The sequence below is a fragment of the Amycolatopsis acididurans genome, assembly GCF_012328925.1.
Taxonomy (GTDB): Bacteria; Actinomycetota; Actinomycetes; order Mycobacteriales; family Pseudonocardiaceae; genus Amycolatopsis_E; species Amycolatopsis_E acididurans.
Genome location: NZ_JAAXLS010000016.1, coordinates 125,741 through 138,577, shown reverse-complemented (window position 1 = coordinate 138,577; position 12,837 = coordinate 125,741). Strand labels below are relative to the sequence as shown.

Genomic DNA, 12,837 nt, shown 5'->3' with positions numbered 1-12,837 from the left:
ATCCCCGGCCGTATTTAGCCAGGAGGACCGTGTCCAGGGCGGCCGAAGTCCATCGCATAGCGACGCGGAGCGCCCTTGAAGCGGCCCTCCCAGCGGCCACACCCACCGGATCAGTTCGGAAGGCACCGGCAGCCAAACGACCGACCGGCACCGAAGGAACCCCGGACCGCGACACCGCCACACCGGACCGCTCGGCACTACACGGCCGCCGCCGCACCACGTCGCCGCACCACGTCGCTGCGCTGCGTCACGCCAACCAGCACCCGGCGGCCACTCGCCGCCCCGGCCATGGCCGGGGCGGGACCGCCACCCCGGAACTCCATCCGGCAGCCCCGCCCTCAATCCCGGCTCACCGCCACGGCCGCGGTTCACCGCCAGTGCCCACGGCCACAGTCCGCAGCCACTGCCTACTGTCCACGGGCCACGGCCACCGCCCGGGGCCACCGCCCACGGTCACCGCTGGCGGTCACGGTCCATAGCCACCGCCCACGGTCACGGGCCATCACCCATGGCCCACGTCCCACGGCCACCGCTGGCGGTCACGGTCCACGGCCACGGTCCCCAGCCCATGTCAACGATCACGGTCCACAGCCACCGCCCACAAGCCCACGGTCCACAGCCACCGCCCACAAGCCCACGGCCCACAGCCCACGGGCCAGAGCCACCGCCCACGGTCACGGGCCACCACCCATGGCTCGCGGCCCACGGTCACCGCCTACAGCCACGAAAACCGAGACCGAAGGCCCGGGTCGCTACTTCCCAGCCATCTCGCTGATCCGGTCCGCGAACTGGGTCGCCGTCGCGGCGCGTTTAACCTTGCCGGACGGTGTCTTCGGCAGGCTTCCGGTCGGCAGCACCACCACGGCGAACGGCCGCAGGTCCACGGCGTCGCGGACCCTGGCGGCGACCTCCTTCATCAGTACTCGCTCGGCGTCGTCGTCGCCGGCCAGTTTCGATTCCAGCACCACCGCGAACCGCTCCCGGCGGGTGCCGGCGTCGATTCGCACCGCCACCGCGTTCCCTGCCCGCACGCCGTTGACCGAAGCCGCCGCACGTTCGATGTCGGTGGGGTAGATGTTGCGGCCGCCCATGATGATGACGTCCTTGCGCCGCCCGCAGATCACGATCTGCCCGTCCACCAGGTACCCGAGGTCCCCGGTCGCCAGCCAGCCCTCGGCGTCCTGCGTCGAAACCGGTCCGTCCACCGTCAGGTATCCGGGCGTGACGGCCTCGCCGCGCAGCCGGATCTCCCCGACCTCGCGCTCACCCAACCGCTTTCCATCGCCATCGACGATTTCTGCCTCGAGGCCCTCCAGCGGGCGCCCCAGCACGGCGAAGCTCCGCACGTCATCGGTACCGCGCCGCGGATCACCCTCGGGTACCGGCACGGCCCGGTTCTCCGCTTCCAGCGCCGCCGCCTCGACGTAGTCCAGCGTGAGGCCGGTGAACAGGGGTGCGAACGACACGGCGAGCGTCGCCTCCGCCATGCCGTACGCCGGGAACACACATTCCGCCGGCATCTTGAACCGGGCACCCGCGTCGGTGAACGTCCGCACCGCCGTCTCGTCGATCGGCTCCGCGCCGTTCAGTGCGATCCGCAACGTGGACAGGTCGTAGGCGTTGTCGTCCTCGACTCCGGCCAGCCGCCGCCCGACGATCGCGTAGGCGAAGTTCGGTGCGGCGGTCGTCGTCGCGCGGTACTTGCTGATCAGCTGCGGCCAGATCAGCGGACCGGACAGGAACTCGACCGGCGTGATCTTGATCAGCTCCACGCCGAACGTCATGGGCACGGTCAGAAAGCCCACCATGCCCATGTCGTGGAAGGTGGGCAGCCACGACACCATGATGTCGGAGTCGAACACGAACTCGGCCCGGTCGACCATCGCCTTGACGTTGGTGTAGAGGTTGCCGTGGGTGATCTTCACGGCCTTCGGTTCGGCGGTGGATCCGCTGGTCAGCTGCAGCAGCGCGAGCTCGTCCTCGCCGACCTCGATCGGGCCGGCAATCGGCTCCGACTTCAGCAGGTCGGTGATCATCCGGAAGCCGATGTTGTGCTCGGTCAGCACGGGCGCGAGGGCCTCGAACGGTTCGCCCAGCAGTACCAAGTCCGAGCCGATCATCCGGAGCACCTGCACGGTGTCCTCGGCCCACACCGCCAGGTCGGTACGCGGCGTCGGCTGGTGCAGCATCGTCACACTGCCGCCCGCCAGCCACACGCCCTGCACGGTCGGCGCGATCAACGACGGCGCGGCCGCGAGCACCGCCGCCGCGCTACCCATGGTCATTCCTCCGGCGACAAGCCCACCAGTGAGACGTTTGGCCTGTTCATGTACCTCGGCCCAGGTTCGGCGAACCGGCTCCTTGGGCTCACCGGTGACCATTCCCCGCTGTTGCCCGCCTTCGCCCGTCGCGGTGGCAACCAGAGTGTCTACGAACCGACTCATAGCCGAAACACTAGCTGGTGGTCTGCAGCGACGAAGTGGCCAATACACCCCTGGTGAACAGCCTGCTCAGCCGCGCAATCATCGTGCGCGGCCGTCGCGGCTGCAGGTGAGCACTGGCGAAGTTACTCAGCCCCGGCACGACATAACCCTGGTTGCGCTCCAGCGCCCGCAGTGCTTTCGCGACAACCTTCTCCGGCGTCTCCATCCGGCCGTTGATCGCGGCCTTGCGGGTGCCGATCACGTCGAAGAACGCGGTCTCGACAGGACCGGGGCACAACGCGAGCACCTTGACGCCACGGTCGTGGTACTCGCTCCACAACGCGAGGCTGAAGTTCAGCACGAACGCCTTGCTCGAGCTGTACACGGCGAGATACGCGGCAGGCTGGAACGAGGCAGTCGACGCCACGTTGATCACGCCGCCACGACCTCGCCGCACCATCGCAGGCACCAGCGCGTGAGTGAGGTCGGCGAGCGCGACAACGTTGACCATCAGCTGTTCGTGGTCCCTCGCGGCGGAAATCTCCTCGAACCGCCCGCAGGTGCCGAAGCCCGCATTGTTGACCAGCAGATCCACCTCCAGTGCGCGCGCGGCCAACTCCCCGGAAACGAGGGCCGCCGCGTCCGGCTCCGCCAGGTCCTGCTTGATCACCTCCACGCGCACGCCGTACCGCTCGCGCAGGGTGGCGGCGAGCGCCTCGAGCTTGCCGACCGAGCGCGCGACCAGCGCCACGTCGCGCCCCTGCGCCGCCAGTTGGCGGGCGAATTCGGCGCCGAGCCCGGAGGAGGCACCGGTGATGAGAGCGATGTCCGTCATGCAACACACGGTAGCGATTCGACTGGTTATCTGCAACACTGAGTTTCAGTTGACCGTCGGAATTGGAGCAGCACGTATCATGGTCTGGTGCCGGAACAGGAACAGGGCCGCACACGCTTGCGAGCGGACGCGGAACGCAATCTCCGCAACATCCTCGAAGCAGCGGAACGGCTGCTCAGCGAGGACCCGGGGGCGACCATGGAGCAGATCGCCGAGGCAGCCGGGGTGGCCCGGACCACCATTCACCGCCGCTTCGCCAGCCGCGAGGCGCTCATCGCGAGCCTCGTGGAGGCGGCGTGGCGGCAGGTCGCGGACGCCGTGCGCGACGCACGGCCTGCCACCGCCCCGCCGTTGGTCGCGCTGCACGAGGCGACCGCGAACATCCTGCGAATCAAGTCGAAGTGGCCGTTCGCATTCGGTCAGCCCGCACCGGACGCGGCCGCGGCTCGCGTCCAGGAAGAGGTGTTCGCCGCGTGCGATCTCGGGCTTCAGCGCGCACAGCAGGCCGGGATCATCCGCCCCGGTCTGGACATCACGTGGACTCGTCGCGTGTACGTCGCCCTGCTGGACGAGACAGTGCACGGCAACGAGGAGGGCGACCCCGATCAGCTTGCCGACCGGGTCGTCGAGACATTGCTCAACGGCGTGGGCGCGAAACCCTGAATCACTCCACGAGTTCGGAGGTCTCCAGCCACCGCGCCTCGACGTCGTCCTTCTCGGCGAGCACGGACTTCAGTTCGGCGTTGAGTTCGACGAGCTTGTCCGGGTTCGTCGCATTCGCCGCGAGCTGGTCGTGCAGCTCGGTTTCCCGCTTGTGCAGGGAATCCAGGCGGCGCTCCAGCCTGCCCAGTTCCTTCATCGCCGCCCGATGCTCGGCCGCGCTGCTGGTGCGCCGCTCGGCGGACGCCGGCGCCGCCACGACGGAAGTCGCCGCGCTCCGGCGCGACAGGTACTCGTCGATCCCGCCGGGCAGGTGTGTGATCCGGCCGTCGCCGAACAGCGCGTAAACCGCGTCGCAGACGCGTTCGACCAGGTACCGGTCGTGGGAAACGACCACGAGGGTGCCCGGCCACGAGTCGAGCAGATCCTCGAGCTGCTGGAGCGTGTCGATGTCGAGGTCGTTGGTCGGCTCGTCGAGCAGCAGCACGTTCGGCTCGGCCATCAGCAGTCGCGCGAGTTGCAGCCGCCGTCGTTCGCCACCGGAGAGATCCTCGACGGGCGTCCACTGCCGGGCCGCGGGGAAGCCGAGCTTCTCCGCGAGCTGCGATGCCGACAGCTCCTGCTTACCCAGCACGACGCGGGCCGCGACCTCCTCGACCGCCTCCAGCACGCGCAACTGCCCCGGCAGGCCTTCCAGCTCCTGGGACAGGTGGGCGAGCCGCACCGTCTTGCCCTCGATCCGCTTGCCGGACTCGGGCACGGACTCCCCTGCCAGCAGCTTGAGCAACGTGGTCTTGCCGGAGCCGTTGACGCCGACGAGACCGATCCGGTCGCCCGGCCCGATCCGCCAGGTCACGTCATCGAGAACGGGTTTGTCCCCGGCGTGCAGCGTCGCGTTCTCCAGCTCCAGCACGGTCTTGCCGAGCCGGCGCCGCGCGAAGCTCATCAGCTCCACCGAGTCGCGCGGATCGGGCACGTCCGCGATGAGAGCCTCTGCGGCCTCGATCCGGTACCGCGGCTTCGACGTGCGAGCCTTCGCGCCGCGCTGCAGCCAGGCCAGCTCCTTGCGGGCGAGGTTGCGCCGCTTCTCCTCGGCACTGGCCGCGAGGCGGGCGCGCTCGGCACGGGCGAAGATCCAGTCCGCGTAACCACCTTCGTACTGTTCGACGCGGCCGTTGGCGACCTCCCAGGTACGGCCGCACACCGTGTCGAGGAACCACCGGTCGTGGGTGACGACGACGAACGCGGCGCGCCGGGCCAGCAGGTGATCGGCGAGCCAGCGCACGCCTTCCACGTCGAGGTGGTTGGTGGGCTCGTCGAGCACGATCAGGTCGAGTTCGCCGACGAGCGCGGCAGCCAGCGCGACCCGGCGCCGCTCGCCACCGGAGAGGTTCGCGGTCGAAGTTTCCAGTCCCAGCGCGGTGATTCCCAGTCCATCCACAATGGACCGCACACGCGAATCGGCGGCCCACTCGTGCTCGGCGGAGTAGTGCGAAAGCACGGCGTCGCGGACCGTTCCGGCCGGCAGTTCGGTGCGCTGTGTCACCACCGCCAGCCGCAGGCCGCGGATCCGGCTGACCCGGCCCGAATCGACTTCGGCGATCCCGGCGAGGACTTCCAGCAGGGTGGTCTTGCCGCCACCGTTGAGGCCGACCACACCGATGCGGTCGCCCTCGGCGACACCGAGCGATACCTCGTCCAGCAGGGGCTTGACCCCGTAGGACTTGCTGACTGCCTCGAGGTTGATCAGGTTTGCCATCTATGCGTGCACCTGGGGAGGGGGTGTTGGGCGATTGACATCGTCGCCGCCGACGAACTTCGCGCCGGGCACCGGGCCGTGCGCGACCCGAACCGTCCGGCAGACACCGGCGCCCGCGAGCTCGGCCGCCACCTCCAGCGCGGATTCCGCGTCGGCACACAGGAAGGCGCACGTCGGACCGGAGCCCGAGACGGTGCCCGCCAGCGCACCGGCGTTCACCCCGGCGCGCAACGTCCGGCGCAGCCCCGGCCGCAGCGACACGGCTGCCGCCTGAAGATCGTTGCCCAGCAACAAGGCAAGCTGCCGGGGGTCACCCGAGGCGAGCGCCTCGACGACGGGCGCGTGCGAACCGACCCTCGGGGGATTGCCGGTTTCGCGCAGCCGGTCCAGCTCCCCGTACACCCGCGGAGTGGACAGACCCCGCTGGTCGAAGGCCAGCACCCAGTGGAAGGTGTGCCGGGACAACACGGGCACGAGCTGCTCGCCGCGCCCGGTACCCAGGGCGGTGCCGCCGTAGAGCGCGAACGGCACGTCGCTGCCGAGTTTGGCGGCGACTTCGGCGAGTTCGTCGCGGCCGACGTCGAGTTTCCACAGCGCGGTCAGCGCGACGAGCGTGCCGGCGGCGTCGGCACTGCCGCCGGCCATCCCACCCGCGACGGGGATGCCCTTGCGGAGGACCACCCGCACCTTCGGATCGGGTTTGCCGACGTGCGCGGCCAGCGCCTGCACCGCGCGCCAGGCGAGGTTGTTGGCTCCCGTCGGCACGGACGCCTCGCCCTCGCCGTAGACCTCGATGCCCGGTTCCTCCGCGATCGCGACCGTGACCTCGTCGGTCAGCGACAACGCCTGGAAGACGGTGGTCAGCTCGTGGAACCCGTCATCGCGCACGTCACCGACCGACAGGTGCAGATTGATCTTGGACGGCACCCGGACGGTCACGGGCGGCGGTACGACGGCGAGCACCCGTCAAGACTACGTGGCCGTTTCAACCTCTCGCCCGCGAGGAGAAACAAGCTGCAGCGCAACGCGCAACGCGACTTCGGGCCGGTCCTCCTCCGGGGTGTCCGCGAGCACCTCGGGATTATTACCCATCACGAGCGCGACGAGCGCGAGCCGGGACCTGAGCTGGGTCTCCGGATCAGCGCCCTTCGGGCACAACAGCTGGAAGATCGCCTGCATCCGCGACATCAGCGGATTGCTGACGTGCAGTTCCTTGAGCGCGGTCTGGTTCTCCTGGACGAACCGCCAGATCGGCACGAACCGGCCCCGTACCAACTGGGCGAGCCGGTTCACCAGTTCCGTGCGGGAAAGCCCCTCACCCTGCTCGCGGGCCCAGTCGAGCACCTCGTCGACGGCTTCCGCGATGTCCTCGAAGAGGCTGCGGACGATGTCCTCCTTGGTGCGGAAGTGGTAGTACAGCGCCGCCTTGGTGACCTCGAGCCGTTCCGCGATCTCCCGCAGGGAAGTCTTCTCGTAGCCCTGCTCGACGAAGAGGTCGAGTGCGATCTGCTGAATGCGCTCCCTGGTGTCGCTGCGACGCCCCGCCATCGCCGTTCCTTCCTGAGGACGTTCTCAAACTAACTTGACGCCCGGCTAGCTCTAGCTTACCGTGCGACTAGCAAGTTAACTTGTCGACCGACAAGTTAACTTTGCGACACAAGCTTATCTCCCGAGGGGTTCCACCATGACCACAACACTCGAAGCACCCACGGACAGACGCACCGAGCAACGCCGGTGGTGGGCACTGGCAGTGATCGGCCTTGCGCAGCTGCTGGTCATCGTCGACACCACCATCGTCAACATCGCCCTGCCCTCCGCGCAGCACGAGCTGGGCATGTCCGATTCCGCGCGACAGTGGACGATCAGCGCGTACACGCTGGCCTTCGGCGGTCTGCTGTTGCTCGGCGGGCGGCTCGCGGACCGGCTGGGCCGCAAGAACACGCTCATCATCGGCGCACTGGGCTTCGCGCTCGCCTCCGCGGTCGGCGGGGCGGCGAGCGGCCCCACGATGCTGATCATGGCGCGGGCCGCGCAGGGTGTGTTCGCCGCGCTGCTCGCCCCGTCCACGCTGTCGCTGCTGACCATCACGTTCACCGACGCCAAGGAACGCGCGAAGGCGTTCGGCGTGTTCGGTGCGATCATGATGTCCGGCGCCGCCGTCGGCCTCATCGCGGGCGGCGCGCTCGCGGAGTACCTCGACTGGCGCTGGTGCCTGTACGTGAACCTGCCCATCGCGATCGTCGCCGCGGTCGGCGGCTGGTTCCTGCTGCCCGACGTGCCCGGCCACCGGGACACGAAACTGGACTGGACCAGCGCGGTGCTGGGCACCGGCGGCATCGTCTCGCTGGTCTACGCGTTGTCCGAGGCCGCGACCAGGGGCTGGGGCAGCGCGCTGGTACTCGGCCTGCTCGGCGCCGCCGTCGTGCTGATCGCCCTGTTCGTCTACCGTCAGAGCCGCGTGGCGAATCCGCTGCTGCCGCTGCGAATCCTGTCCGACCGCACCCGCTCCGCCTCGTACCTGGCGATCGCCGGCGCCGCGTTCGGCATGTTCGGCATGTTCCTGTTCCTGACCTTCCAGCTGCAGGCGGTCATGGGATACGGCGCGTTCCAGGCGGGCGTGGCGTTCCTGCCGTTCCTGCTGGGCAACGTCGTCATGTCGATCGGGTTCGCACGGCGGCTGCTGCCGCGCACCGGTCCCCGCCCGTTGCTGGTGATCGGCCTGCTGCTGATGGCCGCGGGACTGGCGACGCTGACCCAGCTCACCCCGGACGCCTCGTACTGGGGCCTGATCCTGCCGGTGGAGCTCGTGCTGGGCGCCGGCGCCGGGCTCGCGATGCCGACGGTGATGAACGTCGCCACCGCCCGCATCGAGCCGAAGGACGCGGGCGTGGCCTCGGCGTTCATCACGACGTCGCAGCAGGTCGGCGCCTCGCTGGGCACCGCTTCGCTGAACACGATCGCGTCGAGCGCGACCGCGTCGGCGGCCGGGCTCGGCGCGGTCGGCGCGACCGTGCACGGCTATTCGGTCGCCAACGGCTGGGGCGGCGCGGTCGTCGCGGCCGCCGCGCTGGGGGTCGGGCTACTCGTCGGGCGCAAGCCACAGGCGTCGGAGTAGCCACGGGGGTAACGGGGCGAGGGAGCACCAGGGGGCTTCCTCGCCCCGTTTCGATCGCGCGCCGTGGCGGACGCGCTCACGGCGGACGGTCGATTCAGGAGGCAACCGGGCTCACGCCCGGCCACTCGACGCGATCCGCCGAGCGCCGCATCACACGGGAGACGACCAAGCCCACGCCGCAGCGACACGACACGGCCCGTCCAACGCCCCCTCACCCAGGACGCAACCGGGCTCACGCCGCGGCGACGCGACACGGTCCGCCGAGCGCCCCCATCACCCAGGAGACGACCAGACTCACGCCGCGGCGACGCGACGCGGCCCGTCCAGCGCCTGCGTGACGTGGGCGCCGCGGTCGGCGATCCACGCCAGCGCGGCGTCGGCCTGACTGCCGTTGGCTCCGATGCGGAACCGCGCGACCGGCGTGTCGCCGATCCGGGTCAGCCCACCGCCGATGGTCGCGAGTTCGATGTCGAAGCGGATCGAAGCCTCGGGCAGCAGGGCACCGACGGCGGCGAAACCGACCAGCACCACGTCCGCGGCGCGGTCGTAGCGGGCGGCGTGCGCGGGCGGGGTGTCGATCGAGGGCAGCAGCGCATCCGCGAGCCGGCTCGTGGGGTCGGTGACCAGGTCGAGCACCGAGCCGTTCTCCACGACGCGGCCCGAGTCGAGCACCGCGACCTCGTCGCACACGCGGCGCACCACGGAATCGTCCTTGGTCGTTACCAGCACCGTCACGCCGAGCTCGGCGCGGGCGCGGTCGAGCACGGTCAGTACGGTGCCGGACTCCTCAGGCTCGAGGTCGCCGGTGGGGTCGTCGGCGAGCAGCACCGTGGGGCCGGCCGCGAGCGCGCGGCCGATCGCGATCCGACGCTGCTGCCCCTTGGACAGTTCAGCCGGAAGCTGCCCGGCTCGCTGGGTCAGGCCGAGCAGGTCGAGCACCTGCCCGACCCGCGCGCGACGGCGCGGGCCGTCGACACCGAGTTGTTCGAGCGGGGCCGCGACGTTGCCGGCGGCAGTGCGCTCGGCGTGCAGCGCCATGTCGAGCACCGCGACCTGGTTGCGCACCTCGCGCAGGCGTTTGCCGTCCAGCCCCGCGGTGTTCAGTCCGTCGAACCGCACCACGCCGCGGTCCGGCTTCTCTTTCAGCGCAACGCAACGGGCGAGGGTGGACTTGCCGGCACCCGCGGGGCCGACCACGCCGTACAGCGCCCCGGGGCTGACGTCCAAACTCACGTCGCGTAGCGCGACAACGGGGGATGTCTTGCCAGGAAAGGATTTGCTCAGGTTCTCAACAGTGATCACGAAAGGCTCCACAAGGAGGGCGCGCGCCTGCTACAGGCGCGCGAAAGACCGACACCGAAAGTAGCCGTCCACAGCGGACGGATGCGGGAAGATCGAACTCAGCTAGAGAGAACGGTCAGCTACGACACGCACAGACGGTGCGGCGGCACTCATCGACGACTCGGCGCCTGGTGAGCATTCGCGTGCGGTACACGTGATCCTCCATCGATCCTGGCGGTAGCACCTGCCCGCGAACGGGTGGTTGCTGCGACTTCGGCGAGCCAGGTCTCTCAGTCGCTCGGGATGGATACTCACAAAAGTAGAACGGATATCGTGTGTTGGGCGCAAGTATTTCGGCGCAGATCACACGGACGGCGCATGTTGGGCGATGCGGGCGAAGTCCTGCACCGTCAGCTGCTCGCCGCGGATCCCCGGATCGATACCGGCCGCCCGGAGCACCGCGCCCGCGCGGTCCGCGGAACCCGCCCACGAGGCCAGCGCGCCCCGCATCGTCTTGCGCCGCTGCGCGAATGCGGCGTCGACGACGGCGAACACCGTCTCGCGGTCGACCGAGGAGACGGGCTCGGCGGCCCGTTCGAAGGACACCAGCGCCGAATCGACGTTCGGCACCGGCCAGAACACCGCCCTCGGCACCGGGGCGACCTTGCGCGCCCGGCCGTACCAGGCGATCTTGACGCTCGGCACACCGTAGATGCGGCTACCCGGTCCGGCGGCCATGCGGTCGGCGACCTCCGTCTGCACCATCACCAGCGCGCGCGTGAGCGACGGCAGTTCGGCGAGCAGATGCAGCACGACCGGGACGGCGACGTTGTACGGCAGGTTCGCCACGAGTACACCGGGCGGCGCGGGCAGTTCGTCCGCGGCCAGCCTCAAGGCGTCCCGGGTGAGAACGGTCAGCCGGGACGCGGCATCGGGGGCGTACTGGGCGACCGTCTCCGGCAACCGCCGCGCGAGCACCGGGTCGATCTCCACCGCGGACACCGTGGCCCCGGACAGCAGCAGGCCCAGCGTCAGCGAGCCGAGCCCGGGACCGACTTCGAGCACCGAGTCGGCGGGACCAACCCCGGCCAGCTCCACGATGCGGCGCACCGTGTTGGGATCGTGGACGAAGTTCTGCCCGAGCTTCTTGGTGGGCCGGACGTCCAGCTCGGCGGCCAGCCCACGAATCTCGGCAGGCCCGAGCAGGTGCATCACGCCGGAAACCCTACCGAAGTCCCCGGCGGGCGTTTCGGCCTCGGTCAGGCGGCGCCGGCCTTCTTCGAGCACACCGGCCACGCGCCCCAGCCCTGTCCGGCCTGGACCTTCTCCGCGATGGCGATCTGCTGCTCACGGCTGGCCTGGTAGGCGTGCGGGGCGTAGGAGCCACCGCCGTAGGCCAGCCAGGTGCTGTTGGTGAACTGCAGGCCACCCTCGAAGCCGTTACCGGTGTTGGCGGCCCAGTTCCCGGTGGACTCGCACTGCGCGATCTTGTCCCAGATCCCCGCGTTGCTGATGTCGGGCTGCTTGGTGCCGATCCGGACGATCTTCGGCTTGGCGTCGGTGATCACCTTGACCGAGAGCTGCTCCCGGTCGGTCTCCTGGCCGTTGCGCTTGGTGATCCGGTACGTGACCACCTGCTTGCCGGGGGTGCCGGGGTCTTGCACGACCTGCTGGCCCGCGTCAAGGGTGTTGTCCTTGATCTGCTGGACCGGCGGGTCGATGTCCTCTTCCTGGTTGATCACGGAGATGCCGGTGCGGCTGATGTGCACCTCGGCGCCGTTGAGGATCTTGAACCCGAGGCCGCCCTCGACCTCGTCGTCCGGGCCCAGGGTGAGGTTCTGCTCCTTGAGGAAGTCACCCGCGGTCAGCGCGTGCGTGGTCACCTGGTGCGGCGCGCTGTCGCCGTCGAACACGGTGATCGTCTTGAGCGTCTTGACCTCGACGGTGGCGCCGGACAGCGGCAGCTCACCCGTCGCGGGCATCGAGAACCAGGCGTTGTTGCCGATCTTGGGCGTGACGCCGAGCTGGTCCAGGGCTTCCTGGAGGGTGTCGGCCCGTACCCAGGCGTCCTGGGCCACGCCGTCCACGACGAGATTCAGGTGGCGGCCGCGCTCGAGCTTGATGACGCCGCCGTCGCCGACCGGCGCCTGGGGCGACGGGGACAGCGCGTCGTGCTCGCCGACGGTCAGGCCGGCGTCCTTGAGGACCTCGCCCACGGTGCCGCCGAAGCTGTGCACCGTCTGGGTGTGGCCGTCGACGTCGACGGTGACGCTCTTGTTCATCGCCAGCGCGGCCGCGCCGCCGCCGGTGATGCTGATCAGCAGGGCCAGGACCGAGCCGCGGAGGAACCGCTTCTTCCAGGTCTTGACCGCGGTCTTGAGGGCCCGCTCGGGCTCTTCCTCGGCCTCGCCCGCGACCGTGCGGTCCGCGGAAGCCGCGTCCGGAATGGCGAGCGGGGGCAGCATCGTGGTCTCGGCGTTGATCAGCCGGATCAGCTCGTCGACGTCGAGCTCGGCCTCGGACATGAGGGCCTCGGCGTCGGGGCCGAGAACCGTGCGCACATCGTGCTCGGTGATGGACAGGTCGTCTGAGAAGTCCCAGTCGTCCTCGGGGTTCGGCCAGTCGAGCGTGCCAACACCACCGCGGGACGAGTCGAACCAGCTCGTCTCGTCGAGACGCGTCTCAGCCTGTCTACTACCAGCAGTCACAGCAGGTCGTTCCCTTTCGCGTTAGCGACATCCGTGGCTTCCGTCATCCCCGATCC

The 12,837-nt window shown here is 69.6% G+C and carries 10 protein-coding genes and 1 riboswitch; of the genes, 2 read left to right on the top strand and 8 right to left on the bottom strand.

Annotated features, from left to right (window positions below; genetic code table 11):
* Positions 1–752: 752 nt before the first annotated feature.
* A complete protein-coding gene (locus HFP15_RS22785; RefSeq protein WP_168518729.1) occupies positions 753–2,444 on the bottom strand; it encodes a fatty acyl-AMP ligase in 1,692 nt (563 codons plus the stop codon).
* Between the two features lie 10 nt (positions 2,445–2,454).
* Positions 2,455–3,258, bottom strand: a complete 804-nt coding sequence (locus tag HFP15_RS22780) for an SDR family NAD(P)-dependent oxidoreductase (RefSeq protein WP_168518728.1) — start codon at positions 3,256–3,258, stop codon at positions 2,455–2,457.
* Positions 3,259–3,345: 87 nt separating this feature from the next.
* Between HFP15_RS22780 and HFP15_RS22775 the strand changes: the two genes are divergently transcribed.
* Positions 3,346–3,921 carry a TetR/AcrR family transcriptional regulator gene (locus HFP15_RS22775; protein ID WP_168518727.1) on the top strand — a complete coding sequence of 192 codons (576 nt, stop codon included), beginning with the start codon at positions 3,346–3,348 and terminating at the stop codon, positions 3,919–3,921.
* Position 3,922: 1 nt separating this feature from the next.
* Here HFP15_RS22775 and HFP15_RS22770 read toward each other — a convergent pair whose 3' ends face one another.
* From HFP15_RS22770 to HFP15_RS22760, 3 genes are read right to left on the bottom strand one after another with little or no spacing between them, the layout of a single operon-like run.
* The gene (locus HFP15_RS22770) at positions 3,923–5,677 is read right to left on the bottom strand and encodes an ABC-F family ATP-binding cassette domain-containing protein (protein ID WP_168518726.1); all 1,755 of its coding nucleotides are present in this window, start codon (positions 5,675–5,677) and stop codon (positions 3,923–3,925) included.
* The gene (locus tag HFP15_RS22765; protein WP_168518725.1) at positions 5,678–6,640 is read right to left on the bottom strand and encodes a 4-(cytidine 5'-diphospho)-2-C-methyl-D-erythritol kinase; all 963 of its coding nucleotides are present in this window, start codon (positions 6,638–6,640) and stop codon (positions 5,678–5,680) included.
* Between the two features lie 9 nt (positions 6,641–6,649).
* On the bottom strand, positions 6,650–7,225 hold the full coding sequence (locus HFP15_RS22760; protein WP_168518724.1) for a TetR/AcrR family transcriptional regulator: 576 nt from the start codon (positions 7,223–7,225) through the stop codon (positions 6,650–6,652).
* A 136-nt stretch (positions 7,226–7,361) separates the two neighbouring features.
* Between HFP15_RS22760 and HFP15_RS22755 the strand changes: the two genes are divergently transcribed.
* Positions 7,362–8,792, top strand: a complete 1,431-nt coding sequence (locus tag HFP15_RS22755) for an MFS transporter (protein ID WP_168518723.1) — start codon at positions 7,362–7,364, stop codon at positions 8,790–8,792.
* A gap of 294 nt (positions 8,793–9,086) precedes the next feature.
* On the opposite strand, the gene HFP15_RS22750 is transcribed toward HFP15_RS22755, so the two are convergent.
* From HFP15_RS22750 to HFP15_RS22740, 3 genes are all read right to left on the bottom strand, one after another.
* Positions 9,087–10,094 carry a methionine ABC transporter ATP-binding protein gene (locus HFP15_RS22750; protein WP_168518722.1) on the bottom strand — a complete coding sequence of 336 codons (1,008 nt, stop codon included), beginning with the start codon at positions 10,092–10,094 and terminating at the stop codon, positions 9,087–9,089.
* Between the two features lie 198 nt (positions 10,095–10,292).
* A riboswitch (SAM riboswitch) is annotated at positions 10,293–10,383 on the bottom strand.
* Positions 10,384–10,436: 53 nt separating this feature from the next.
* Complete coding sequence (rsmA, locus tag HFP15_RS22745) at positions 10,437–11,288, bottom strand: 16S rRNA (adenine(1518)-N(6)/adenine(1519)-N(6))-dimethyltransferase RsmA (RefSeq protein ID WP_312871706.1); 852 nt, start codon at positions 11,286–11,288, stop codon at positions 10,437–10,439.
* 44 nt (positions 11,289–11,332) lie between these two features.
* Positions 11,333–12,781 carry a resuscitation-promoting factor gene (locus HFP15_RS22740; protein ID WP_312871703.1) on the bottom strand — a complete coding sequence of 483 codons (1,449 nt, stop codon included), beginning with the start codon at positions 12,779–12,781 and terminating at the stop codon, positions 11,333–11,335.
* Positions 12,782–12,837 lie beyond the last annotated feature (56 nt).